The organism is Kitasatospora sp. NPDC056138 (genome assembly GCF_042264695.1).
Taxonomy (GTDB): Bacteria; Actinomycetota; Actinomycetes; order Streptomycetales; family Streptomycetaceae; genus Kitasatospora.
Map to the genome: position 1 here is coordinate 22958 of NZ_JBHJVK010000006.1, position 23657 is coordinate 46614.

Annotated in this window: 25 protein-coding genes; 12 read left to right on the forward strand and 13 right to left on the reverse strand. The window is 72.2% G+C overall.

Going from position 1 to position 23657, the window contains the following annotated elements:
• Positions 1–95 precede the first annotated feature (95 nt).
• Entirely contained in the window at positions 96–836 is a 741-nt protein-coding gene (locus ACFC1R_RS06230; RefSeq protein ID WP_375933541.1) for a TetR/AcrR family transcriptional regulator, read from the reverse strand.
• Positions 837–1113: 277 nt separating this feature from the next.
• Between ACFC1R_RS06230 and ACFC1R_RS06235 the strand changes: the two genes are divergently transcribed.
• Positions 1114–2478: an FAD-dependent oxidoreductase gene (locus ACFC1R_RS06235; protein WP_375933544.1), complete on the forward strand. Its 1365-nt coding sequence runs from the start codon at positions 1114–1116 to the stop codon at positions 2476–2478.
• 249 nt (positions 2479–2727) lie between these two features.
• On the opposite strand, the gene ACFC1R_RS06240 is transcribed toward ACFC1R_RS06235, so the two are convergent.
• From ACFC1R_RS06240 to ACFC1R_RS06260, 5 genes are all read right to left on the reverse strand, one after another.
• Positions 2728–2982, reverse strand: a complete 255-nt coding sequence (locus ACFC1R_RS06240; RefSeq protein WP_375933547.1) for a hypothetical protein — start codon at positions 2980–2982, stop codon at positions 2728–2730.
• Positions 2983–3241: 259 nt separating this feature from the next.
• Positions 3242–4228, reverse strand: a complete 987-nt coding sequence (locus tag ACFC1R_RS06245; protein WP_375933550.1) for an alpha/beta hydrolase-fold protein — start codon at positions 4226–4228, stop codon at positions 3242–3244.
• A 48-nt stretch (positions 4229–4276) separates the two neighbouring features.
• Complete coding sequence (locus tag ACFC1R_RS06250) at positions 4277–4558, reverse strand: hypothetical protein (RefSeq protein WP_375933553.1); 282 nt, start codon at positions 4556–4558, stop codon at positions 4277–4279.
• A 91-nt stretch (positions 4559–4649) separates the two neighbouring features.
• Positions 4650–6194, reverse strand: a complete 1545-nt coding sequence (locus ACFC1R_RS06255) for a serine/threonine-protein kinase (protein WP_375933962.1) — start codon at positions 6192–6194, stop codon at positions 4650–4652.
• Positions 6195–6257: 63 nt separating this feature from the next.
• A complete protein-coding gene (locus ACFC1R_RS06260) occupies positions 6258–7064 on the reverse strand; it encodes a serine/threonine protein kinase (protein ID WP_375933556.1) in 807 nt (268 codons plus the stop codon).
• A 439-nt stretch (positions 7065–7503) separates the two neighbouring features.
• Between ACFC1R_RS06260 and ACFC1R_RS06265 the strand changes: the two genes are divergently transcribed.
• Together ACFC1R_RS06265 and ACFC1R_RS06270 are read left to right on the forward strand one after the other, a co-directional pair.
• On the forward strand, positions 7504–7950 hold the full coding sequence (locus ACFC1R_RS06265) for a hypothetical protein (protein ID WP_375933559.1): 447 nt from the start codon (positions 7504–7506) through the stop codon (positions 7948–7950).
• 117 nt (positions 7951–8067) lie between these two features.
• A complete protein-coding gene (locus ACFC1R_RS06270) occupies positions 8068–8622 on the forward strand; it encodes a precorrin-3B C(17)-methyltransferase (RefSeq protein WP_375933562.1) in 555 nt (184 codons plus the stop codon).
• A gap of 70 nt (positions 8623–8692) precedes the next feature.
• Here the strand turns inward: ACFC1R_RS06270 and ACFC1R_RS06275 are convergent, their stop codons facing one another.
• From ACFC1R_RS06275 to ACFC1R_RS06295, 5 genes are all read right to left on the reverse strand, one after another.
• Entirely contained in the window at positions 8693–9622 is a 930-nt protein-coding gene (locus ACFC1R_RS06275; protein ID WP_375933565.1) for a ferritin-like protein, read from the reverse strand.
• Between the two features lie 31 nt (positions 9623–9653).
• Positions 9654–10202, reverse strand: a complete 549-nt coding sequence (locus tag ACFC1R_RS06280; RefSeq protein ID WP_375933568.1) for a gluconate 2-dehydrogenase subunit 3 family protein — start codon at positions 10200–10202, stop codon at positions 9654–9656.
• A gap of 69 nt (positions 10203–10271) precedes the next feature.
• Positions 10272–11960, reverse strand: a complete 1689-nt coding sequence (locus ACFC1R_RS06285; RefSeq protein WP_375933571.1) for a GMC oxidoreductase — start codon at positions 11958–11960, stop codon at positions 10272–10274.
• Between the two features lie 436 nt (positions 11961–12396).
• Complete coding sequence (locus ACFC1R_RS06290; protein WP_375933573.1) at positions 12397–13599, reverse strand: GDSL-type esterase/lipase family protein; 1203 nt, start codon at positions 13597–13599, stop codon at positions 12397–12399.
• An 89-nt stretch (positions 13600–13688) separates the two neighbouring features.
• Positions 13689–14258, reverse strand: coding sequence for a TetR/AcrR family transcriptional regulator (locus tag ACFC1R_RS06295; RefSeq protein WP_375933576.1), 570 nt, complete (start codon positions 14256–14258; stop codon positions 13689–13691).
• Between the two features lie 71 nt (positions 14259–14329).
• On the opposite strand from ACFC1R_RS06295, the gene ACFC1R_RS06300 reads away from it, so the two are divergent.
• The 3 genes from ACFC1R_RS06300 (at position 14330) to ACFC1R_RS06310 (ending at position 16543) form a co-directional block, all read left to right on the forward strand.
• Complete coding sequence (locus ACFC1R_RS06300) at positions 14330–14821, forward strand: FBP domain-containing protein (protein WP_375933578.1); 492 nt, start codon at positions 14330–14332, stop codon at positions 14819–14821.
• A gap of 454 nt (positions 14822–15275) precedes the next feature.
• Positions 15276–15797, forward strand: a complete 522-nt coding sequence (locus ACFC1R_RS06305) for an SgcJ/EcaC family oxidoreductase (protein WP_375933581.1) — start codon at positions 15276–15278, stop codon at positions 15795–15797.
• Positions 15798–16120: 323 nt separating this feature from the next.
• Positions 16121–16543, forward strand: coding sequence for a pentapeptide repeat-containing protein (locus ACFC1R_RS06310; RefSeq protein ID WP_375933584.1), 423 nt, complete (start codon positions 16121–16123; stop codon positions 16541–16543).
• Positions 16544–16600: 57 nt separating this feature from the next.
• Here ACFC1R_RS06310 and ACFC1R_RS06315 read toward each other — a convergent pair whose 3' ends face one another.
• On the reverse strand, positions 16601–17176 hold the full coding sequence (locus ACFC1R_RS06315; RefSeq protein WP_375933587.1) for a TetR/AcrR family transcriptional regulator: 576 nt from the start codon (positions 17174–17176) through the stop codon (positions 16601–16603).
• A gap of 132 nt (positions 17177–17308) precedes the next feature.
• On the opposite strand from ACFC1R_RS06315, the gene ACFC1R_RS06320 reads away from it, so the two are divergent.
• The 4 genes from ACFC1R_RS06320 to ACFC1R_RS06335 all read left to right on the forward strand — a co-directional run bounded on the left by ACFC1R_RS06320 (position 17309) and on the right by ACFC1R_RS06335 (position 19652).
• Positions 17309–18046, forward strand: coding sequence for an SDR family oxidoreductase (locus ACFC1R_RS06320; protein ID WP_375933590.1), 738 nt, complete (start codon positions 17309–17311; stop codon positions 18044–18046).
• Positions 18047–18205: 159 nt separating this feature from the next.
• A complete protein-coding gene (locus ACFC1R_RS06325) occupies positions 18206–18481 on the forward strand; it encodes a DUF6400 family protein (protein WP_375933592.1) in 276 nt (91 codons plus the stop codon).
• Entirely contained in the window at positions 18468–18707 is a 240-nt protein-coding gene (locus ACFC1R_RS06330) for a hypothetical protein (RefSeq protein ID WP_375933595.1), read from the forward strand. Before ACFC1R_RS06325 ends, ACFC1R_RS06330 begins: the two co-directional genes overlap by 14 nt.
• A gap of 336 nt (positions 18708–19043) precedes the next feature.
• Positions 19044–19652, forward strand: a complete 609-nt coding sequence (locus ACFC1R_RS06335; RefSeq protein WP_375933597.1) for a 2'-5' RNA ligase family protein — start codon at positions 19044–19046, stop codon at positions 19650–19652.
• Between the two features lie 297 nt (positions 19653–19949).
• Here ACFC1R_RS06335 and ACFC1R_RS06340 read toward each other — a convergent pair whose 3' ends face one another.
• Positions 19950–21026: a hypothetical protein gene (locus ACFC1R_RS06340; protein WP_375933600.1), complete on the reverse strand. Its 1077-nt coding sequence runs from the start codon at positions 21024–21026 to the stop codon at positions 19950–19952.
• A gap of 461 nt (positions 21027–21487) precedes the next feature.
• Between ACFC1R_RS06340 and ACFC1R_RS06345 the strand changes: the two genes are divergently transcribed.
• Entirely contained in the window at positions 21488–21799 is a 312-nt protein-coding gene (locus ACFC1R_RS06345; protein WP_375933603.1) for a hypothetical protein, read from the forward strand.
• Between the two features lie 370 nt (positions 21800–22169).
• Positions 22170–23654, forward strand: a complete 1485-nt coding sequence (locus ACFC1R_RS06350; protein ID WP_375933606.1) for an FAD-dependent oxidoreductase — start codon at positions 22170–22172, stop codon at positions 23652–23654.
• Positions 23655–23657 lie beyond the last annotated feature (3 nt).

Sequence of the window (23657 nt, forward strand, 5' to 3'; positions counted from 1 at the left end):
CCGCCCGGGCCACGACATCCGTCGAACGGGCAGGGTGACGGTCGGCAGAACGCCACCTCGCCGGATTCCCGCCCCGCTCGGCAGCGGCCACGCCGTCAGACGGGGTCGCCGTCAGGCGGGACGGGTGCCGACCAGCGGCCGGTGACGGCGGAGCCGAGGTTGTCGAGGCACGCGTCGACGGTGACGAGCAGGGTGTCGAGGTCCCGGGCGCCGCTCGCCTGCCAGCAGCGGATGGCAACCGTCATGGCGCCCGCGTGCGCGGCCACCAGGAGTTGGGGGCGCGGATCGGCCGGGTCTTCGACGTGCTCGCGCGCGGCGAGAGTCCTGGCGAGTGCGTCCTGGTGGAGCAGGAGCACGTGGTGGAGGGAGGCGAGCATGCCCGGCGTGGTCACGGCCAGTCGCAGGACGGCGAGGCAGGTCGGCGCGCCGCGGTACTCGGGAAGGGACCGGGCCACCTCGCGCAGGGCGTGGCGGGTGGCTTCGCGCAGGGCGGTCAACGGGGCCTCTCCCGGGGGTCTGCGCCCGAGCTCACGGGTGGTCAGCGCGGCCATCTCCCGGAACACGGCGAGCAGGACGTCTTCCTTGCCGGTGAAGTAGCGCAGGACCGTGCGCTTCGAGACGTCGACCACGGCGGCGATGTCGTCCAGCGTGGTGCCCTCGAAGCCGCGGGTGTCGAACAGGTCAAGGGCGGCGTGGCGGAGCGCGTCGCGGGTCCTGAGTTTCTTGCGGTCGCGCAGACCGGCGGGCGCGGTGGGGTCGGCCGGACTGGAGCCAGCCGGGCTCGGGTCGGCCGGGCTCGGGCCAGCCGGACTGGGGTCGGCCGGGCTCGGGTGCATGCGGAGTTCCTCCTGGGCTGGACAGCGTATCGGCGGCGCCGGATCGCCGGGTAGCCGGAAGATTCTGTCACCAGGTGACATATGCTCCTGGACGACACACCTGCTCAACTCCGGGCGGGCGAGGCGGCATCGACTCCCGTCAGGAGCACCACGTGCACCGGAACGTGCGGGTCATGGTCGTGGGTTATGGGCCCATGGGTCGCCGCCGCCTACCGGAGGCTCAGCGGGTGGGCTTGTCTCGAACCGTCTGTCCGCGCTGCCTGGAGGAACGTCCCGTATGTCTCGTCCCATCCGCGTCGCGATCGTCGGCGCCGGTCCGGCCGGCATCTACGCCGCTGACGCGCTGCTGAAGTCCGGTGCCGCCCAGGACCCGGGGGTGTCCATCGACCTGTTCGAGCGGATGCCCGCGCCGTTCGGGCTGATCCGCTACGGCGTGGCGCCGGACCACCCGCGGATCAAGGGCATCGTCACCGCGCTGCACCAGGTGCTGGACAAGCCGCAGATACGCCTCTTCGGCAACGTGGACTACCCGAACGACATCACCCTGGACGACCTGCACCGCTTCTACGACGCCGTGGTCTTCGCCACCGGCGCGACGGCCGACCGGGCCCTGGACATACCCGGGATCAGCCTGGACGGCTCCTTCGGCGCGGCGGACTTCGTCTCCTGGTACGACGGCCACCCGGACGTCCCCCGCACCTGGCCCCTGGAGGCGGAGAAGGTCGCCGTCCTCGGGGTGGGCAACGTGGCCCTGGACGTCGCACGGATCCTGGCCAAGACCGCCGACGAGCTCCTGCCCACCGAAATCCCGCCGAACGTCCACGCGGGCCTGCGGCGCAACCAGGCGGTCGAGGTCCACGTCTTCGGGCGGCGCGGACCGGCACAGGCCAAGTTCAGCCCGATGGAACTGCGCGAACTCGACCACTCCCCCACCATCGAGGTCATCGTCGACCCGGAGGACATCGACTACGACGAGGGATCGATCGCCAACCGCCGCGGCAACAAGCAGGCCGACATGGTCGCCTCCACCCTGGAGAACTGGGCCATCCGCGACACCGGCACCCGCCCCCACCGGCTCCACCTGCACTTCTTCGAGTCCCCCGAGGAGATCCTCGGCGAAGACGGACGCGTGGTCGGCCTGCGCACCGAACGCACCGAGCTCGACGGCACCGGCAACGTCCACGGCACCGGCCGCTTCACCGACTGGGACGTCCAGGCCGTCTACCGGGCAGTCGGCTACTACTCCGACGAGCTGCCCAAGTTGCCCTTCGACCCCGTCTCCGGCACGGTCCCCAACCGGGCCGGCCGGGTGCTGGCGGCCGACGACAGCCACCAGAGCGCCGTCTACGTCACCGGCTGGATCAAGCGCGGTCCCGTCGGACTCATCGGCCACACCAAGGGCGACGCCAACGAGACCGTCGCCTGCCTCCTCGACGACCACACCGCGGGCCGCCTGCCCGGTGCCGCAGCGCCGGAGCCGGACGCCGTCACGGCCTTCCTGGCGGAACGCGGCATCCGCTGCACCACGTGGGACGGGTGGCACCAACTGGACGCCCACGAGCGGGACCTGGGCGCCGCGGAGGGCCGCGAGCGCGTCAAGGTCGTCGAGCGGGAGGACATGCTCCGCCACAGCGGCGCCTGACCGCGGCCGCCCGGCGCCGACTCCTGGCGCCGGCTCCCGATCGCGCGGAGAACAGCCGATCCGGCTCGGGCGCGGGCTTCGGTCCGGACCCTGGCGCGGGCGCTGGCCTTGCAGGATACCGGTGGGATCGTCCCCGCAACCGCGGGGACGATCCCCGGGAGCAGCGCTGTTGCGTGCCCGGCGAATCCGGCCCCGAGGGGTGTCCGGAAGCCCCTGCAGCGCGGACGCCGGCACCGGCACGCTCCTCGGTCAGGCGGTGGTGGCGTCGGGATGTGCCACGGTGAGCCAGAGCGTGAACTGCTCACCGCCCTTGCCCTCGGCCTCGAGGACACGCCAGGAACGGTTTCTGTCCGTCCAGACGGTCGCCGTTCTCAAGGCGGTCTCGGCCGTGCCCGCGACGATGCGGAACCGGTTGTGGTCGACGTCGACGACGTCGGCACCGGGACGTGGCAGCGCATCGATCGTCGCCCTCAGTGCCACTCGTACCTGATCCTGTGTCAGCATGTATGGAGCGTAGGGCCATCGGCGGCGAATCGACCCCGGTGGAGCGCCGTGGAGTTCGCGCGGCGCCGACCGGCCGGGCCAGGGGGAACCCGAGCTCGACCGGCGGCAGCCGGACGGCCGGAGTCCGCCCGGCCCGACGACGCAGGGGCACCGCCCCGCCGTCGGCGGGCCCGTCCGTGACCGCCAATGGCCGGAGGCCCTGCCCGCGCGGGGCCAGGGAGCAGTGGTGGCGGGGCCGCTGCGTCCGCGCGTGGCCGTCCTACGCTTTGCGGAGTCGGTCGATGATCCCGTCGAGGTCGCGCTGGACCATGTAGTCGCGGACGAAGTGGCCGCCGGGCTCCTCGTGCCACTCGTGCGGGATACCGGCGTTGTCGAGGAGGCCGCGGAACTCCCGCTGGCCGGCGAGCACCTGGGGCTCGTTGACCTGGCTGAACCAGTCGACCGGGTCGGGACTGGTGCCGGCGACCAGGAAGACCCGCTTGTTCCGGTAGCTCTCGATGCGCTCGACCGGGTTGTCGGCGCTGACCCTCGCCTGGTCCCACGGCACGCCGTAGACCGTGCCACCGCCCAGGTCCAGGGCGGACGTCGCATTGGCCCAGTGGACGACCAGGCCGCCGTCACGGCGGAGGCTGGCCGGGCCGGAATGCGCACTCACCGAGGCGAAGTGGCCGTAGTACTTGGCCGCGTACTTCAGTGCGCCGAAGCCGCCCATCGAGAATCCGGAGACGGCGCGGCCGTCGTACTCGGCGTACGTCCGGAAGTTCGCCTCGATCCACGGCAGCAGCTGCGCGATGTGGAAGGTCTCCCAGTTGCGGGGACCGGTGTTGGAGCTGACCGGGTTGGAGTACCAGCCCATGTGTCCGCCGTCGGGCATGACGACGATGAGCGGCTTGCCGGCGGTCCAGGCGCGGATGCCGAGGCGGTCGAAGGTGATGAAGTCCTGGTCGGTACCGCCGCCGTGGAACAGGTAGAGGACGGGGTAGGTGCGTCCGCTGGTGTGGTAGTCGTCGGGGAGCAGGACGTTGACGGCGGGTTGCCAGCCGATCGCGTCGGTCGCGAAGCGGTAGTACCACATGCGGGGGTCGTTCTCGAGGCGGTCCACGATGCGAAGCCCGAAGCCGTCGTCGGCCGCGCCGGCCGGCGACGCCGCCGCGAGGACGCCCGCGCCGCCGAGGGCCATTGCCGCGGAGACCCCACCGGCGGCCTTCAGGACACTCCTGCGGGAGGGGCGGTGCTCGTTCGTCATGATCTCCTCTTCTCCTGGTTCTCCTGGTCGGAAGTGCGTCACGGCTCGTCAGTCGACGGTGTTCCAGGTGCCATTGTCGGGGTCCCGGAGGACTGCGGCGTGCCGGCAACGCCGGGCCTCGCCGCCCGCGCCGCCCACCTCGTCGTCGACGGAGTGGCCCACCGTACGCTCGTGGCCCGAGGCGTGGAACGCCTGGTGGATCGCCCCGTGGACCACGTGTGCGCCGGTCCGCGGCGACCACGGGAACATCCCCTGTTCGAAGAACTGACGGCGGCCCTTGGGCCCGCGGGCGCCTGCGCGGGATCGTCCGGCCGTGTCAGGTGTGAGCACGGTCCGTGGACCGACGGCCCAAAAGGTAGCCGTGGGACGCCGGGCCGGGCATCCGGAACGATCCGGAGTGACAGCGCTCGACGATCCCGGTTCACCGTACGGGCGTGGGGCTCGGGCACCGGGGGAGCGCGGGACGGTCCTTCGTGCGCACGGCGGGCAGCCAGGCGGTGGACCGTGCGGAGCCCGGCGGGAGACGCACGCGGAACCACTGGGTGGACTCCGCACCCACCTCGTCGATGATGGGCATCCCTTGGGGGAGCTGGCAGTCGACGGCGAGGACGTCACCGTGCCACACCCGGGTCGGTACCACGTTGTCGATGGTGTAGGGCTGCAGGGGATCGATCGCCAGGCCGAGACTGCACTGCGGGTCCGCGTCCGGATCCGTACGGACTCTGCAGCGCTGCTCGGCGTTGAACACCCGGATCCGGCCTGCGGGATCGGCCACCGGACCGGCCGATGCCGTCGCGGCCGGCGCGCCGGAACCGTCCGACGGGGCGGCCCCGCCGTCGCGCACGGCGTACGACCAACTCGCCGCCGCGGCCCCGCACATCACGACGGCCACGAGAGCGGCGCGGGTCCTGCGCCGCCTACGGGCCGCCGGAGGCAGGGCCGCACCACCGGCAATGGCCGGCCCGGCCTCCCCGGCGGGCTCCGTCGCCGTACCCCGCGCGGCGGTGATGCGTGCCAGCAGGCTCTCGGCGGTGTGCACGGCGCGCGCGGCGTGGGTCGGGGCCAGGCAGTCGGCGGCCAGCGCACGCCAGAACGGCGGTACCGCGTTGTCCATGCGCAGCCGTGCGCGCCCGTCGGCGTACTCCTGGGCCGCGGCACTCCGCGCCATCGGCGTCGCACCGGGAAACGGCGGGGCGCCGGACGCGAACACCTCGTGGATCATGATGCCGAGGGCCCAGATGTCGGCGCTCGGCCGGACCTGCACGCCCTGCTCGCCGAGCGGGGCCTTCCAGCGCTCGGGCGGGAGGTAGTCGAAGGTGCCCATCGGGGGCGCGTACCCGTGGGTGCCGTGGGTACCGGTCAGTTCCGTGGCGAGCCCGAAGTCCGAGAGCTTGACCGAACCGTCCGCCATGACCAGGGCGTTGTCCGGCTTGAGGTCACCGTGCACCCAGCCCGCGCGGTGCAGATGTGCCAGGCCCTCGCAGACCTCGGCGATCAGCCGTGCGCCTTCGGCCTCGGTGACTCCGGCACAGGCGGCTGCGGCATCGGCGACTTCGGCATCGGCGACCTTGGCATCGAGCAGGTTCCGCAGACTGCACTCGGCCCGCTCCATCACCAGCACGATCGCCCCGTCCAGGAACGGCTGGTCGGGTTCGCTGAGCACGAAGGAGTCCAGCAGGCGGATCAGCCTGGGGTGGCCGGCCCGGCGGCCGAGTTCGACCTCGCGCCGGGCGGTTTCGGCGACCTTGCGGGCCTGGCGCGGCGCGAGCCCGGCGGTCGGCAGGAACTTGAGCGCGACTTCCTCCTGCCCCGAGCCGCCCGCGCCGTCGTCGGCCCGCCGGCCCGCGTAGACCGTGGCCCAACCACCGCTCGCGATAGGCTCGGTGACCTCCCAACAGCCGACCCGGTAGCCACGCGGGAGCAGTTCCGTGCGGTCAGTTCCCGATGTGTCGACCGGGCCGGGCACCGTCCCCTCCCCCGGTCCGCCGGCCACAGCGGTCCCCGCCGCCGCTTCCCGAAGGTCCACGCCTCATCGCTCCGTCTCCCGTGTGCCGGCACCCGCTCCGGTTCTGGGCGGCAGCAGCGCGAGATGCTCCTCCCGCACGAGCCCGAACCGCAGTGCGAGTCCGACGATCGCCTCCCGTTTGCCGTTGCGACGGGCACCCCTGCGGGGCTCGTCGTACTCGACCGGGACAGTGACCCGTGTCTTCTCCTCGGCGAGGTAGTCGATGTGCGAGCTGACCGCCCGGGCCGTCAGCCGGCCGCAGGCGGCGTGGCCCCTGAGCCGTTCGACGATCTCGGGAGTGGTCGGCACCGCGACCGGCGACTCGTCACGCAGCCGCGGTTCGCAGAGCGCGACCAGCACCAGGAAGTACGTGGCCGTCTCGTCCAGGGAGTACGCGGTGACGGTGCGGTTCCCCCACTGCCCGCCCGTGCAGTCCGGGTCCAGGTAGACGTGGTCGGGCGCGAACACCTGGAAGGCGACCGCGGTGTTGCGGCGGGTGGGCAGCACAACGCGGGAGAACTCGAAGGGAATGGGTGCTCCGGCCCGTCGTGGCGGCACCCTCAGGTACTCCCCCGCCCCCTCCGGGTTCTCCACCAGATAGCTCTGGGTCGCACTGTGGTTGCTGAGCTGCCAGTGGTCGTCGGTCACCCGGATCTCCCCCGCCAGCCGGGAGATCGCCGCATCGTCGAGCCGGAGTTCGACCGGGGTCGTCGCAGAGCCCCGCCCGAATCGCGCCACCTCCCCCGGGCCGAGCCGCAACGTCACCGCGTCACCGCACGGTGCGCCGCCGACACCGCTCCCCTGCGGCAGATGGATCACTATCCCGCTCACTGTCCCCTCCTCGCCCCGCGTCGGAGGCCGTCACGCACCCACGCACGTCGAACGCTACCCATCCCGCTCGAGGGTTCACTCCTCGGCTTCGGCCACAATGAGCCGGCACTCGGCGCCCGCTCACTCACCGGTCCCGTGACGCCGTGCCAGGGCCGCAGTCCGATCGGGGGCGCCTGCGTCCACCGCGCCTTCCTCGTCGACCCCGGCGGCTGCAGCGCCGCCGACGCCCCCGGTGTCCGCGTCGACATCGGCGGCTGCACCATCCGGATCCCGGCCGACACCAGCCGAAGGTCGCACCGGGCGCCGACACGTCGAGCAAGAATGGGCTCAGGTCACCGCGGCTGACCGCACGGCCACGGCCCACGCCCGTCAGGCAGGCCCGGGGGCACCCTCGTCCCCCTCGCCCCACCCCGACGGGGACCAGGAGAGAGGCAGGCCCGTGTCCAGATCGACCGCTCCCCGCGCCGGGCAGACGGAGCTGAGCCTGGCGGCCGCCGCCCTGTGCCTGGCCGTGTCCTGGATCCACGTCCAGGACCAGGGCGGGTTCCCGGGCGACAAGACCCCCGGCTACATGGCGACCGGGTACTACCTGCTGGAGGCTGCGGGCGTGCTCTGCGCGGCCCTGCTGCTCACCGGTGTCGCCCGGCGCCGGCAGTCCGCCCTGACCTGGCTGCTCGCCGCCGCGGTCGCGCTCGGGCCCCTGCTCGGTTACCTCCTCTCCCGCGGCCCCGGCCTGCCCGGCTACGACGACGACCGCGGCAACTGGACCGAGCCGCTCGGTCTGATCAGCCTCGCCGTCGAAGGCGTGCTGCTGGTCCTCGCCCTGGTGGGGCTGCGCACCACCGCCCGGACGGCCGCGCCCGGCCGCAGGCGACGACACGGCTGAGCGCTCGGACGCCGACCGCTCCGGTCCGAGGACCAGCGGCGGAGGCGGGCGCAACGTTCCGGTCACGATGGAACCGATGCAGCAGCAAGTGACGGTCCGTCGCAAGACGATGATCAGGTGAGTTCCACAGGACTGCTCAAGGGATGCGCCGTACTGCTGCTGGCCGCCGCACTGGCCGGCTGCGGCGACCTGCCGGCAACTGACGGCTCAGCCGCACCGGAGAACACGCCCGCCGCATCGGCGAGTCCGACGCCCGAGGGCTTCTGCCCACCGCCCGAGGCCCAGGGTGCCACGACGCCGGGGCCCTGCATCAGCTACAGCCAGGAGCAGCGGTTCGCGGAGAACCACGCCTACGCCCGCGTGATGCCGCTCGCAACGGGAGTCCAGGCCGCGGCCCAGCCCCGGGTCCAGGCCCTGACGGCCGCACTTGAACAGCTGGCCGGCAAGCCGATCGACGAAACGCGGCTGCGCGCGGCCGTGGCGACGGCCACGGGCGTCAAGCCGTTCGCCGTGACGGTGACGGCCTTCGATCCGAACGACCCCGTGAATGCGACGGTGGTGGTGGAGCTGGCGAACGGCTGCCTGCACGGCGACATCGCCGGCCCCCGGGCCGCCGCCGAGATCACCGGCTTCATCGCGGACGGTGGCTGCGTCCCGGCCGTCGGCCACTGACGACCCCGGCGGGGAAGCGTGTTCCCGAGGAAACAGCTTCCCCCCGGGGGAGTCGGGGCACCGCTGTGGTTCAGAGCGCCCCGCCGTCCCACCGGAACTCCGGACGGATCCCCTGTTTGATCAGGTCCTGTCCGGCGATCTTGAGCTGGAACATCGTCGCCACGTCAACGGGGTCGCCCGCCGTCCAGCACGCCTCCAGATGGATCAGCAGCCTCGTCAGGGTGCGGCTGAACTCGACCGACGGGCTCGGCTGGGCGGAGGAGGACGCGAACTCGTACACCTCCGGCAGTGCGACGGGGTCTCCGCTGAAACTCCATTGGTCGCCGACCTTGACCAGTCGCTTCTGGACGAACAGCTCCTTGAACAGGTAGTAGTGCGCGTGTCCGCCGCCCTCCCCCGACGGCTGGTCCGGAGATCCCTGGGATCCTTCTCCTTCGCTCTTGATCCGTTCGATCGTGTCGATTGCGTCGGTGACACTTCTGATCGGGTTCGCGAAGGGGACATCCACCGCGTGGGCGTTCTGGACGATCACGGGATCGAGCGATTTGAACGCTGCGCTGATCGTGTCGTAGAAGGCGCCGATCGTTGCGGGCCGCTGCTCCACCGCGAGTGCGATGGGAGGGAATTCCGGATACTCGATCTGCATGAACACCGCGAGCTGGTCCTTGGTCAACGGCTTGAGGTCGACCGGCAGCTTCTGCGGAATTCCTCCCGGCAGCTCGCTGATCGGGTAGGCGGGCAGGAAGGCCGCGTTCGCGATCGACGGCAGACCGCCGATCGCGGTCAGGAGGTTTCCGGCCAGGGCGAAGTGCTGCATCTCCTGGCTGACGATTCCGTGCAGCACTCCCTCGGTGCGGTCGGGGTCGTTCTTGACGGACCACTGCGCGCACAGGTACGGCGGGATCGTCGCAAATTCAAGGCGCATCGCCAGCTGCAACGCCCCTTTGAGGTCGTCCAGTGACAGGGTTTCCGCTTCGACATATTCCCTGACCGTCTTCATGTGCAATATCCCTGCGGTAGTCGGTTGGACACTACAGACCGAGCTTCCGGAGCTCGTCGTCGATGATGCTCTTGACCTCGGGAGTGACACTCGGGAAGCTCTGCAACGGCACGTTCCCGATGTAGCCGATCGCCTTGAATCCGACGTCGGAGGTGAAATAGCCGTTGAGCAGCATGGATCGGAACCTGGTGAAGAAGCTTCTGTCCGCCGCGGTGGGCGACGCGATCTGGTCGATGATCCGGCGCTGCCGGGGGGCGTCCAGCTCCAGGAACCCGGCCCCGAACTGGCGAACGGCCTCCGCGTCGACCATCGCGAGGCCAGCCGTGATGACGGTCCGGTGCTGCTGCTGTGACACGTAGGGGGCGCTCACCCAGTCGTCGAAGAAGTCGACGATTCCCATCGCGCTGGGGGCCGGATACTCGGCGGTGCCCGGCAGAACGAGGTCGCCGAGGGCCGCGACGAGTGCGCGTTCGTGCTCCGAGAGCGTGCGCGGCCAGGGCGTGCGCGGTGTCACGAGGTTGGGATCGGTGCCGTAGCCCTGCACCTGGGCGTCGCTTCCGGCAAGACTGTGCTGCTCCATCGCTCCCTCTCGTTCCTGACCGTCCGGCACCGGGCCGTCCCTTCCACGTGATCGTGCTGCTCGGGAGAGTCAGAGTCCGCCGCTCCGCAGCAGTTCGAGGATGCGGTTCGAACTCCGGGCGGCCAGGGCCAGGATCGTGAGCGTGGGGTTCTTGTCCGCGCTCGACACGAACGCGGCTCCGTCGAGGACGAAGACGTTCTTGACGTCCCAGCACTGGTTGTGGGCGTCGATCACGGAGTTCTCCGGCGACGTCCCCATGCGTGCGCCGCCGACCTCGTGCACCGCCCCGCCGGGCTGCGGCATCGCGAACGGAGTGTTGTCCGGCGCGCCGCCGAGCCGACGGAACACCTCGTTAAAGGTGGCCTGCATGTGCATGGCCTGCCGGATCTCCGAGTCACCCCATTTCCAGTGGAAACGCAGGACCGGTACGCCCCACTTGTCCTTGGTCGTGGGGTCGAGATCGCAGAAGGAATCCTCGTTCGGGATCATCTCGCCCTCGCCGATGAGGGTGACGAAGGTGCCGTACTTCCGTCGGACCTCCTCGCGCAGGGCGTCGCCGTAGGTCGCGCTGCCGGAATCCACGAAACCGCCGACGCCCGTGGTGGGCATCCGGCGCCCGCCCCGCGGCTCGATGTGGTACCCGCGCGGGAACTCGAGGTGTCCGGCGGCCTGGTCGGCCAGGAGCCACCACGGCACGTAGACGTGCGGCGCGAAGATGCCGTCGTCGTTCTGCGGCGGCACCTTCTCGAGCAGCGGAATCCGCGACGACCGCGAGAACTCGACCGAGTCCATCAGGTACTTGCCGACGAGTCCGCTGCTGTTGCCGATTCCGTTGGGGAAGGCGGCACTTCTCGAATTGAGCAGGATGCGCACCGACGAGCAGGTTCCCGCCGCGAGCGCCACCACCCTTCCCCTGACCGAGTACTCGGCGCCGGTCGCGCGGTCGTTGAAGCTGACGCCGGTCGCCCGCCCGGACGCGTCGACGTCGACCCGCGACACCATGGCGTTGCACATGACGGAGAGGTTCCCGGTGGCGCGGGCGGGCGGGATGAGGACGGTCGTGCTCTGGAAGTTCGAGCGGCTCGAGCAGCCGCGGGTGCACTGCGTCGCGTACAGGCACGCCGCACGGCCGTTCAGCGGCTTGGTGAGAATGGCCGCGTGGATCGCCGCCACCTGCATGCCCATGCTCTCGAACGCCCGGGCGAGGACGATCTCGTGGGCGCGCGGAGGCGGCGGCGGGAGCTGCACACCCGGCGGCGCGTCGGGCGCGTTCTCGATCCCGTGCGGCAGGCCGGTGACGCCGATGAGACGTTCGACCCTGTCGTACCAGGGGGCCAGATCGCTGTACTCGATCGGCCAGTCGAAGCCCAGGCCGTCACGCGTCCTCGGCTTGAAGTCGTAGGGGCCGTAGCGCAGCGCCACCCGGCCCCAGTGGTTGGTACGGCCCCCGAGCATCCGAGGCCGCCACCAGCTGAACGCGTCCGAGCCGGCCGCCTGGGTATAGGGCTCACCGCTGATCTCCGGGCCGCCGTCGACCGTGGCGTCGTAGAAGCCGCCCGGCTTGTCCACCGTCACGGCCCCCCGTAGCGGCGCGGCCTCCTGGGTCTGGAACATCGGCGTCTCGGTACCGGGGTCGTAGTCCCGGCCGGCCTCCAGCATCAGGACCCTGAGACCTGCCGAGGAGAGCTCGTGCGCCGCCATTCCACCGGCGGCCCCGGAGCCGACGATGATGACGTCAAAAGCCTGGGTGTCGGACACGTGGCCCCACTCTTTTGTCGGGACGTTTCTGTACGGCGCCCGCGCACGCATCGGCCCGTGGACGGTGCACCGTTGTCGTTGCCGTCGGCCGAGCCGTGAGCGGCTCTCGCGGACCCCGTGGAGGGACGCGGCACCCGAGCTCCGTAGGGCGCCCAGCCTATCGATTCGTACCGATACCAAATGCGGGTTTCGTGTCCGCCGGACGGGTGACGTCGGCTGACGATCGGTGGAGAGGCCGTCGGGCCCCACCGGACCGACCGCAAGGCCGGCGGGATCTCGCGGGGTCCGCCACCCCCGATCGCCTCCCGGTCATGCCCGGGGCGGGGAAAGGCGCCCTGCCGCCCAGGGCATGACCGGTTGGGAACGGAGGCCCTCGGCAGGAGGGACGGGGCCGCCCGGCGGTGCGGGCGGGTGGGGCGGATTCCGAGGGCGAAGGTCAGGCGCCGCGACCCGTGCGGGGGCCGTCGGCGGTGAAGGGGCCACCGGCTGCGAAGGCCAGGTCGGCGAAGCGTTCGCCGATGCGGCGGTGGGTGGCGGCGTCCGGGTGGAGGTCGTCGGGCAGCGGCAGTCCGGCGGAGTCGGCCTGCCCGTAGAGGTCCCGGCCGTCGAGGTAGTGCAGGTTCGGGTCCTCGGCCGCGCGCTGCGCCACGATCCGGGCCAGTTCGTCCCGGATGACGTTCAGGGTCAGTTTCCCGCTCGCGCGCTCCGCCGGGTCGCCCACGGCCCGGAACCGCAGTCGTCCGGCGCTGAGGGCGGTCAGGTCCGGGGCGCTGGGGCCGGGCGTGTCCTCGTGGATGGGGCACAGGATGGGCGAGACGACCAGCAGCGGTGTGGCGGGGTGGCCGTCGCGGATGGTGTCGAGGAAGCCGTGCACGGCGGGGCCGAAGGCGCGCAGACGCATCAGGTCGGTGTTGACCAGGTTGATGCCGATCTTGACGCTGATCAGGTCGGCGGGGGTGTCCCGCAGGGCACGGGCGGTGAACGGGTCGAGCAGGGCGCTGCCGCCGAGGCCCAGGTTGATCAGTTCCACGCCACCGCGGGAGGCGGCGAGTGCGGGCCAGGTGGTGCTGGGGCTGGCGGCGTCGGAGCCGTGGCTGATCGAACTGCCGTGGTGCAGCCACACCCTGCGGCCCCGGTCCGGTGCGGGCTCGACGGGGGCGTCGGTGCGCAGGGCGACGAGTTCGGTGGTCTCGTTGTGCGGCAGCCAGATCTCGACGTCCTTGACGCCGTCGGGCAGGCCGGTGAAGCGGAGGGTTCCGGTCGGGCCGGGCCTGTGCTCGGCGGTCCCGGTGGTCATGTCGATGGTCAGGGTGTTGCCGCCGGTCACCCCGGCCTGGGCGGCCAGGCGGCCGTCGACGAGCAGGTCGTACACGCCGTCCGGGCGCGGCGGGGCGCCCGGGTAGACCCGCTTGGTGGGGAGCGTGTCCAGCTCGACGGCGGTGGCCCTGGTCCGGAGGACCAGCCGTACGCCGGAGGGCTGGGCTTCCGCCATCGCGAGTTGTCCGTCGGTGCACTGGGCGCGGGCCCCGGCGGGCAGCCGGTGCGGCAGCAGCCCATGCGCGGTGCGCTCCAGGTCGAGGGCGCCGCGCAGGAGGTCCGGGGTGATGGGTGTGGTGATCCAGTCGTACTGGGTGTGCATCGTGTCAGCCTGCCGATCGGATTTTCCGGATTGCTCCGGCTCGTCGCCGCGGCGCACGGTCGACGACCCGCGGCGGGTGTGGGCGGGAGTCAGGGCGCGGGCCAGTTCCGCAGCAGGGCGTCGAGGGCGTCCATGGTCCGCGACCAGGTCTCCTGGGTGTCGGGGGCGCTGTGGCTGAACCCTCCCCCCAGCTCCAGGGTCACGTAGCCGTGGAAGACGCTGCCCAGCAGCCGGACCGCATGGGTCTGGTCCGGCTCCGTCAGGTCGTAGCCGCGCAGGATCGCCCGTGTCATCTGCGCGTGCCTGCCGCCGGCGCTGGCGGCCGCCGTCTCGGGGTCGAGCCTGAGCTGGGTCGCGGCGTAGCGTCCCGGATGCTCGCGGGCGTAGTCGCGGTAGACGTTCGCGAGGGCGGTCAGAGCGTCCTTGCCGGCCCGGCCGGCCAGGGCGTCCGCCGCCCGGTCGGCGAGTTCCTCCAGGGCGAGCAGGGCGATCCTGGTTCTGAGGTCCTGGGAGTTCTTCAGGTGCGAGTACAGGCTCGCGACCTTGACGTCGAACCGTCTGGCGAGCTCGGAGACGGTCACCTGGTCGAAGCCGACCTCGTCGGCCAGCTCCGCCCCGGCCTGGGTCAGGCGTTCCGTGGTCAGTCCCGCGCGTGCCATACCCATCCTCCCGTTTGATAGAGCCGATTATGCATTTGCCTAAGACCTTTAGGCAAATTAGCCTACCGTTCATGAAGCCGCTGACCGAACAAGAGATCCGTGCCGCGTTCGTGAACTGCACCAAGGGCGAGGCCAAGCGCCTGTCCGTGCCACGCGACCTGGCCGACCGCCCCTGGGACGACCTGGACTTCCTCGGCTGGCGCGATCCGCAGGCGTACGACCGCGCCTACCTCGTCACCGTGCTGGACGGCAGCCCGCAGGCCCTCGCACTGCGCTGCCCCAGCCCCGCCTCCTGGCAGATGCGGCGCAGCATGTGCTCGATGTGCCTGACCGCCCACACCGGCGGCGTCTCCCTGATGGTCGCGCCGAAGGCGGGGGCCGCCGGGCGGCAGGGCAACTCGGTCGGCACCTACATCTGCAGCGACCTCGCCTGCTCGCTGTACGTGCGGGGCACGAAGGACGCGGGGGTCGGCGCACGGCTCCAGGAGTCGCTCACCCTGGAGGAGAAGATCCAGCGGACCGTGGCGAACGTCGCCGCGTTCCTCGCCAAGGTGACCGCATGACCGCCGACGGCCCGTGCGGCGGCCGGGGCGGTGTCCGCGTACGTCGTGGCGCTCCCCCACGGGGGTGAAGTCCGCTCTTCCGAACGGGAGTTCACCGGTGAGGCGGGGGCGGTGGGGGCTGGGGCGGCGGAGGCAGCGGGGGTGCCGGTGAGCGAGAGCACGCAGGCGGGCGAGGCTGTTGCAGCTCCGGCGCCCCCGGCCCGTGAGGAGTTCCCGGGCCACCGGGGGAAGGAAGGCGCAGCCGGGACAACGGTCCCGGGGCGACGCCCGCGTGACCCGACTCGTCCGCCTCGCGCACGTCACGGAGGCTCGGCGTCACGGAGGCTCGGCGTCCAACCACCGGGTGGAACTTCAGAGTCGGCTGTCGACCGCTTCGACATGCCGGATCGCCCGTGCCTGGGGGAAGCTGGAATTATCCCTCAGTTCGACCACCGACAGCGCCAGGAGGTACTCCATGAGGCGCACGTACTCGGCCGGGGCCGCTGTCGCCACCGCCGCTGTCCTGTTCGCCGGAACCGGAACGGCGTACGCGACCGGGAACCCCCAGCTCTCCACCAGTCGCGGTGGCGCCGCGAGCACCGCCGCCCAACTTCCCACCAAAGGACAGATCAAGGCCCTGTTCGACCGGTGGAACGCGGCTCTGGCCACCGGCGACGCGAACCGTGTCGCGGACCTCTACGCCCCTGACGCCGTACTGCTGCCGACCGTCTCCGCCGAGGTCCGCAGCACCCGGGCCGGGATAGTCGACTACTTCAAGCACTTCCTGGAGAGCAAGCCCGTCGGCACCATCCAGGAACGGTTCATCAACATCCTGGACCGCGCCAATGCCGTCGACACCGGCCTCTACCAGTTCACGCTGACCAACAAGGACGGCAGCACGACCAAGGTCAACGCGCGCTACACCTTCGTCTACGAGCTGCGCGGAGGCACCTGGCTGATCATCAACCACCACTCCTCGGTGCTGCCTTCGGGCTGAGGCTCCTGGGCCCGCACGTCCACACCTCCGCGCGCCCGCACCTCCGCGCGCCCGCACCTCCGCACGTCCACACCTCCGCACGTCCACACCTCCGCACGTCCACACCTCCGCGCGCCCGCACCTCCGCACGTCCACACCTCCGCGCGCCCGCACCTCCGCACGTCCGCGACACGTCACCCCCTCGTGAGCGGCCCTCCCCCGGACTGCGGTGCACCCGGACGCCACTTCACGCCCACGCGGGTCCATACGACGCAGGCCGGTTCCGCCACGGGCTCACCGCCAGGTGACGACAGCCGCCCTCCGGAGCTGGCACGATGTCTGCCATGGACCGAGCGGCGAAGGTGAAGGACGACCTCGCGTCCCGCAGTCGGCACGCGACTCTCCGCTGGGCGTCCTTCGACGGCGGTGACCTCACGTCGGTGCGCTTGCCGCAGTTGTGGTTCACGCGTTGCTCGTTCCGTGGCACGGATCTGCGTCAAGCCACCCTCGACGGCTGTCACTTCAAGCTGTGCGATCTTCACGGGGCCGATCTGCGCGGGGCCTCCATGAGGGGGGTCACGCTGGCAGGCTGCGATCTGACCGGTGCCGACCTCCGGGGTGCGGATCTGACCGGCGCACGGCTCAGTCGGGTTCTCACCGGCACCCCGCCCCACGGACTGACCGACACCACCGGCGCAAAGCTGGACAACGCCGTTCTTCGCGACCTCCGGCTCGACCAGGTCATCGGCTGGCCCGTCGCCCGCTGACGGGCCACCCTGCCCGACTGCGCGATGGTGCGCCGCACCCACGTGCCGCGCCCCGGGTCAGGTACGGCCGGCACTCAGTCCGTCCATGATGAGGTCGAGCAGACGTTCGGCCTGTCGGCGCTGTTCGGGTTTTGCCGAGGTGAGCGCGACGCCGGTGAGGCTCGCGAAGATGTCGGCCGCGCTGATGTCCGACCGGATGACCCCGACGTCGCCGGCGGCGTCCATGAGGGACGTGAGAGCGGCCAGGATCATCTCGTGGCTGCGGGCGTAGGGGTTGGCCCCGGCCGAGACGACGGCACGAAGGGCTTCGGCCATGCCGAACTTGGCGGACGCGTAGTCGATGAAGCGGCCCATCCAGGCGCGCAGGGCCTCGCGCGGCGGCATCGTTGCCAGCAGGTCGGGCGCGGCGTCGCAGAGCCGGGCCAGCTCGTTGCGGTAGGCGGCCTCGATCAGGTCCTCCCGGGTGGGGAAGTTCCGGTAGAGGGTGCCGGTGCCCACGCCCGCCTGCTTGGCGATGTGCTCCAGATGGGCGTCCAGCCCCTGCTCGGCGAACACCCGCACGGCGGCGGAGAGGATCTTCTCCCGGTTCCGCCGGGCATCGGCCCTCAGCGGACGCGGCGTTTCATCGGTCATCGCGGCACTCCTGCTCTCTCCCGGTTGCTAAGTGGAGGCACCTCCGCTTAGCCTTCCGGGTGAAGCGGCGGCGCCTCCGTTTCCACTGTACGGGCATGCGCCGCCCCCGACGTCGCCAGGAAGAGGGACATCATGCCGGACATCGAGCACAAGGTCGTCGCCATCACGGGCGCCAGCAGCGGGATCGGCGAAGCAACCGCACTCCTGCTCGCCGAGCGGGGCGCGAAGGTCGTCCTGGGGGCTCGGCGACCGGAACGCCTGGAGGACCTGGCCACTCGCATCGCCGCAGCCGGCGGCGAAGCCGCCTGCATGGTCACCGACGTGACCCGCAGGCAGGACCTCGCCGCCCTCGTCGCCCTGGCCCGCGAGCGGTACGGCAAGCTCGACGTCCTCGTCAGCAACGCCGGGGTCGGCCCGGTCTCCCCGCTGGACGACCTGCGCGTCGACGACTGGGACACCATGATCGACGTCAACATCAAGGGCGTCCTCCACGGCATCGCCGCCGCCCTGCCCGTCTTCCGCACCCAGGGCTTCGGGCAGTTCGTCAACACCGTCTCCACCGCTGCCTACCGCACCGTGCCCAACCAAGCCGTCTACTCCGGCACCAAGGTCGCCGTGCGCGCCATCTCCGAGGGCCTGCGCCAGGAGGCCGGCGACGCGCTGCGCGTGTCGATCGTCTCGCCCGGCTTCACCAGGACCGACTTCATCGACAGCGTCGCCAACCCCGAGGTGCGGGCCCACCTGTCCTCGGCCCGCGACCGGATGGCCATCGCACCCGAGGCCATCGCCCGCGCCATCGCCTTCACCATCGAACAGCCGGCCGACGTCGACGTGAGCGAGATCGTCGTACGCCCCACCGCGCAGAGCTGACGGCGGCGAGGCAGTCGCCGTGCCTCGGCCCCTCCCGGGCAGCACGGCGGCTCGGCTCGCAGCGCTCCCGCCCGCCTTCCTCCGTGAACCCGGCGACGGTGGGCGGCGTGGCCGGGAACACATTGACATGCAAGTAAGCCTTGCCTAACCATGGCGGGCATGTCTTCGAACACCGCCCCCTCGGCCGACCCGACGCCCGAGCTCACGGCCTTCGACATCGACCTGACCGCCTGGGAGACCCGCCGCCGGGCCGAGGTCGTGGCTGCACTCGGACCGGACTGGGATCCGGTGGCGGTCCTGCAGGGCGAGGAAGAGGCGTACGCACTGCTCTACTCCGGACTCGACGCGGAGCAGCAGCGGGTGTACGCCGAGCTCGTGGCGGCCGGCGTGCTGCCCGCAGCGCCCGGAGCGGGGCCGCGCCGTGCTGCCGATTGATCCGCAGGCGGACATCGGCCGCCGCGCCTGGGTGGCCTGTCCGAGCTGCGACGACGCCCGCGACTGCGCCCCCTGCGGGGAACGGCGCAACTGCGGCGACCACTGGCGCTACCTGCTTGCCAACACCGGCAGCGTGCTGCACCTCCAGTGCCCGGGTTGCACGCACGTCTGGGACCACGAGACCGGCTTCGGCGCCACGCGGGGCCCCGGCGCCAAGGCTTGGTGAGAGCGCCCGCAGGTAGGCGCACACGCTGAGCGGACGCGGCTACCTGCCCTCGGCGGGCTTCCCGGGCCAGGCCGACCCGCTATCCCGAGGACCCGAGGACCCGGGCTCCTGAGCACGCCATCGCGGTGGACGGGCTCACAGGATCCGGCTCGGACGGGCGAGCGGGCCAGCGGGCCAGCGGGCCAGCGGGCCAGCGGGCCAGCGGGCCAGCGGGCCAGCGGGCCAGCGGGCCAGCGGGCCAGCGGGCGGGCTGCACACCCTGTGCCCGGCCGACGGTTCCAGGACGGGCGTCGGCCTACCGGCGAGTATCGACGGTCCGTGTCGGACCATGGCTGTGTGGGAGTGAAGCCGGCATCCGACCGCGCCGAGCCCGCCCGTGTGATCGACACCGCGCCGACGGCTCGCACAGCCGTCGCGTGGATCCCGCCGGCGGAACTCTGGCCGACGATCCAGGACATCCGCTGGGAGCACGATCGGCAGATCCGGCGGTGGCCGCCCCACGTCAACCTGCTGTTCGGCTTCGTGCCGGAGTCCGACTTCGAACGGGCGGCCCCGCTGCTGGCCGAGGCCGCAGCCCGGCAAGCGCCGTTCAACGCCCGGCTGGCCGGGGTGCATTTCTTCCACCACCGTGAGGACGCGACGGTCTGGCTCGACCCGGGTGCAGCCGGCGCGGCACCGTGGGTCGCACTGCACCGGGCACTGCAGGAGCGGTTCCCGCACTGCCGCAGTCGCGGCGGGGGTTTCACCCCGCACCTGTCCCTGGGCCGGACACGCCATCCGAGGCAGCTCGCCGCCGAGTGCGCGGCCAGGCTCGGCAGCCGGTCGACCCGGGTCGAGGAGGTGACCCTGCTCTCCCGCCGGGGTGCCGGACCGATGCGGCCCCGAGCCGTGATCACGCTGGGGACGGGCGAACTCCGCTGGCTCCCGGACCCCGATCCGGACTAGGGGCCGGCGATCAGGGCGAGTCGGCCGGAGCGCCGCAGCCCGGATTCAGGCGGATGCATCCGCTGCGCAGTGCCCGAGCGAGCAAATCGTCGGCGACGAGGCCGGTGGCGGCGGTGGTGGCGCGGGTGCGGGTGCGGGTGCGGGTGCGGGTGCAGGTGCGGGTGCAGGTGCGGGTGCGGGTGCGGGTGCGGGTGCGGCAGGCGAAGCCTCCCGGGCTCCGACGGGTCGGCCACCGCAGCGCCTGCGGTGGCCGTCGGGGTGGGACCAATACGTCTGCCCGCCCTGCCCGTTGTGCGATCAGGAGGGGTTCCGGTCCGGGCGCCAACGGCGCAGCGTGGCGCCGCCCTGGTCCAGGATGAGCCAGCTGCCGTCGCCGAGCGCGACCGGGTACCCGTCGACCGGGTGCGGGTAGGCGACCAGGCCGAGCGGGCGCAGCGTCAGGGCGTCCAGCAGCCAGTGCAGTTGGCCGCCCCGGTGCTGGCGCGCGTCGAAGGTGCCGGCGATGACGGTGTGGTGGTCGACGAAGCCCGCGACGAAGTCCCAGGCCGGTTCCTGCGTCGGGTCGGCTGGGAGGTCGCCGGCGTCGCGGTCCATCAGGACGCGGCCGTCCGGGAAGCGGTGGAGCAGGAGCGCGTCGTGGCTGTGCGGGGTGCTCAGGAACGCCCGGCCGCTGGGGTGGACGGCGACGGGGACGCGGAAGCCGTCGCCGATCTCACGGACGGTGAGCTCCGCCCCGTCCCAGTGGCCGAGGTAGGCGGGGGATCCGTCCTGGCCCTGGCCGGTGCCGAGCAGCACGTGCGCGCCGTCGGGGTGCGGCAGGTGGTGCGAGCCCTGGGATCCGCCCTCGATGCGGGCGCGGCCGAGCACCGTGCCGTCGGCGGCGTCGAGGACCAGCCACTCCTCGTGGGTGTCGGTGTCCGGGTCATCGTGGTCGAGGCCCGGCAGGACGTGCGCCCACACGAACCTGCCGTCCGCGCTCACCAGACAGGATCCCTGCCACAGGCCGCGGCACGGTTCGGTGCCGTCGTGGCGGTGGGGCCCGTCGCCCCAGCAACCGTGGCGGTACTCCCAGCGGGTTCGGCCGTCGGCTTCCAGCGCCAGCACCGAGCGCTGGCCGGAGAGCGCGATCAGGCTGCCGTCGGCGCTCGCCGCGCAGGCGCTGTTGTGCCATCCGGGCCACGGGTCCGGGACGGTGGCGAGCACGGCGGGGTCGCCCACGAGGGCGGCGGCCAGGTCGACCAGCACGATCGCGCCGTCGTCGTGCAGCAGCGCCTGCGGGGCACCGCCGGGGCGGCCGAGCAGGGCGTAGCCGCCGGTCACCGAGGCGGCGTCGGGCAGTTCGACTGCTCCGGCCGGTCGGGCATGGATCGTCACAGGGCCTCCTCGGTGCAGCACCGTACCCGGCGGGTCGGACACCGCACCCCGGGCCCGGCCGTCCACGGCCGGCCGGGCCCCCGTACCGGACGGTCGGAGGTCGGCTTGGATGAGACGGGTGAAGCTACGCATGGGACTGCCCGCCGGTCGGGGCGGTGACCGCCACACGGCGTGCGGCCCGGACGGCGCGCGGGAGCGGGAGAAGCGGTCTCGGTGCGCAGGTACCGCCCGGGGCGGACAGGAACCGGCCGACACGGTACTGCGTCGTGGAGAAGCACAACTCGCTCTCCGGGAACCCGTAGCAGGAAGTGAAGCGCATGCCGTCAGGCGACCAACCGTATGAGGGCCACAACTCCGTCGTCCTCCTCCTGCTGATTCCGGCGGGCCTCGTCGCCACCCCGTGGTTGGTCCTGTACGGGGTCAGGCTGTTGGTCCGAGCCAGGAGGTCCGGGTCAACGACGTTGGCCCGCAAGGCGGTTGCCGGCCTGGCGTGGGCCGCAGTGGCCGGCATGTACACCTGGGGGTTGCTGCACCTGTTCTTCCTCGACGACCAGGGCCGGGCTCAGGCATGCGCTGCGGCAGTCGGTACGGGACATCTCACCGGCTACGTCCCGTCGTTCATGCCGTTGCATTTCGGGTGCCGCACCGGTGACGGGCGCACGGTCGAAGCAGTCATCCCGTCGTACCTCAACCCGGTGCTGGCCTTGCTGGTGGTGTGCGCCGCAGTCCTCACCGGATTCGCCATCGCCCACCGCAAGGGGGGCACCGGGTGACGGCGGACGCCGCCCGCCGCCCGCCGCACGAGCCGAACCGGGACAGCGACACGGAGCGTGCTGCCCCGGCCGGGTGAGCCGGGGCAGCCCGGCTCGGGACCTGCGAGGAGGTGCGACGATGGAGACCACGGCGCCCGCCGCCCGGGCCGTCCGCTCCCGATCGCCCGATCGCCCGATCGCCCGCCTGCCCGCCCGTGCGGTCCGTGGCTCCGGTGGCTGCGGTGCCTGCGGTGGGAGGAGGAACCATGACAGCTCTCCTGCACCTGCCCCACAGCCCTCGCGCCCGAGAGGCAGTCCGGTACGGCGCACCCCCACCCGCCGCGCCCCCACTCGCCGCGCCGGCCGAGGCGCCGCCGTCCGGGGTCGAGCCGTGAACGGCCTACCCGGTCCCGGTACGCCGTGTCTGCGGGTGGCCGTGGTCGGCTCGGGGCCGGCCGGTCTCTACACGGCCGAGGCACTGGTCAAACACGCCGCTGGGACCGACGGCGGTGTCGGGGTCGAGGTGACCGTGGACGTACTCGACCGGCTGCCCACTCCCTACGGGCTGGTGCGCTACGGCGTCGCCCCCGACCATCCGTCGATCAGGTCGATCGCGGACTATCTCCGGCGGGTCCTCGAACACCCGCAGGTGCGCTTCCTCGGCGGTCTGCGGCTGGGCGGGGAGGTGACCCGCGAGATGCTGCTCTCCTGCTACGACGCGGTGGTGTACGCGACCGGCGCGCCGCTGGACCGGAGGTTGGGGGTGCCCGGCGAACAGCTGCCGGGCAGTGCCGCAGCCGCCGACTTCGTCCGCTGGTACTGCGGGCACCCGGACACCGATCCGGCGATGTTCGCCCTCGACGCCCGGGCCGTCGCGGTGATCGGCGCCGGCAACGTCGCGCTCGACGTGGCCCGGATGCTGGCCCGGCCGGCCGCCGACTTCGGCGTCACCGACGTGCCTGAGCCGGTGCTCGCGGCGCTGGCGGCCAGCCGGGTCGAGGAGGTCCACGTCATCAGCCGCCGCGGCCCCGCCCAGGCCCGGTTCACCACCAAGGAGCTGCGCGAACTCGGGGAACTGCCGGACGTCGACATCACCGTCGACGCGGCGTGCGGCGGACTCGACGGCGACGACGCGTCCGGTGGCGCCGCCTCCGGGGACGGCAGCGGCCCGGAACCGCCGGACCGCCGGGTGCGGGGCAACCTGGCCGTACTCGCGGACTGGGCCGACCGGGAACCGCGGGGCGCCCCCAGGCGGGTGTCCGTGCGGTTCTGGCGCCGGCCGGTCGAGATCCTCGGCACCGACCGGGTGACGGCGCTGCGCCTGGAACGGACCGCGCTGGAGGAGTCGGGCCGTGTCACCGGCACCGGCGCGTACGAGTTGCTCCCCGTGCAGTTGGTGCTGCGTTCGGTCGGCTACCGGTCGGTGCCGCTGACCGGGGTGCCGTTCGACGCGCAGCGCGCCGTGGTCCCCCATGCCGACGGCCGGGTGCTGGGCGCCGACGGCCGGCCGCGGCCGGGCGAGTACGTCGTCGGCTGGCTCAAGCGCGGGCCCTCCGGGGTGATCGGGACCAACCGGGCCGACGCCACCCAGACGGTCCGCGCCCTGCTCGCCGACCAGGCCCCGGGTGCGCCCGGCGCACACCGCGCGGACCCCGGCGCACCACCGCTGGCCGAACAGCTGGCCGCTCGCGGCGTGCGCCCGGTGACCTACGCCGAGTGGCTCGGCATCGACCGCCGCGAGCACGAGATCGCCGCCGACCTCGGCCGGGGCGACCGCGTCAAACTGAGCGGCTGGGACGCCCTGAGCACCGCGAGCGGCCACCGGCCGACACCTTCCACCTCCCCGGCACCGACCGAGGGCCCGCTCCCCTGGTAGGGC

Excerpts from the sequence above, each read along its gene's own strand:
- ACFC1R_RS06230 (WP_375933541.1), bottom strand. The coding sequence starts at position 836 with ATGCACCCGAGCCCGGCCGACCCCAGTCCGGCTGGCCCGAGCCCGGCC.
- ACFC1R_RS06235 (WP_375933544.1), top strand. The coding sequence starts at position 1,114 with ATGTCTCGTCCCATCCGCGTCGCGATCGTCGGCGCCGGTCCGGCCGGC.
- ACFC1R_RS06240 (WP_375933547.1), bottom strand. The coding sequence starts at position 2,982 with ATGCTGACACAGGATCAGGTACGAGTGGCACTGAGGGCGACGATCGAT.
- ACFC1R_RS06245 (WP_375933550.1), bottom strand. The coding sequence starts at position 4,228 with ATGACGAACGAGCACCGCCCCTCCCGCAGGAGTGTCCTGAAGGCCGCC.
- ACFC1R_RS06275 (WP_375933565.1), bottom strand. The coding sequence starts at position 9,622 with ATGAAGACGGTCAGGGAATATGTCGAAGCGGAAACCCTGTCACTGGAC.
- ACFC1R_RS06280 (WP_375933568.1), bottom strand. The coding sequence starts at position 10,202 with ATGGAGCAGCACAGTCTTGCCGGAAGCGACGCCCAGGTGCAGGGCTAC.
- ACFC1R_RS06290 (WP_375933573.1), bottom strand. The coding sequence starts at position 13,599 with ATGCACACCCAGTACGACTGGATCACCACACCCATCACCCCGGACCTC.
- ACFC1R_RS06295 (WP_375933576.1), bottom strand. The coding sequence starts at position 14,258 with ATGGCACGCGCGGGACTGACCACGGAACGCCTGACCCAGGCCGGGGCG.
- ACFC1R_RS06300 (WP_375933578.1), top strand. The coding sequence starts at position 14,330 with ATGAAGCCGCTGACCGAACAAGAGATCCGTGCCGCGTTCGTGAACTGC.
- ACFC1R_RS06305 (WP_375933581.1), top strand. The coding sequence starts at position 15,276 with ATGAGGCGCACGTACTCGGCCGGGGCCGCTGTCGCCACCGCCGCTGTC.
- ACFC1R_RS06310 (WP_375933584.1), top strand. The coding sequence starts at position 16,121 with ATGGACCGAGCGGCGAAGGTGAAGGACGACCTCGCGTCCCGCAGTCGG.
- ACFC1R_RS06315 (WP_375933587.1), bottom strand. The coding sequence starts at position 17,176 with ATGACCGATGAAACGCCGCGTCCGCTGAGGGCCGATGCCCGGCGGAAC.
- ACFC1R_RS06320 (WP_375933590.1), top strand. The coding sequence starts at position 17,309 with ATGCCGGACATCGAGCACAAGGTCGTCGCCATCACGGGCGCCAGCAGC.
- ACFC1R_RS06325 (WP_375933592.1), top strand. The coding sequence starts at position 18,206 with ATGTCTTCGAACACCGCCCCCTCGGCCGACCCGACGCCCGAGCTCACG.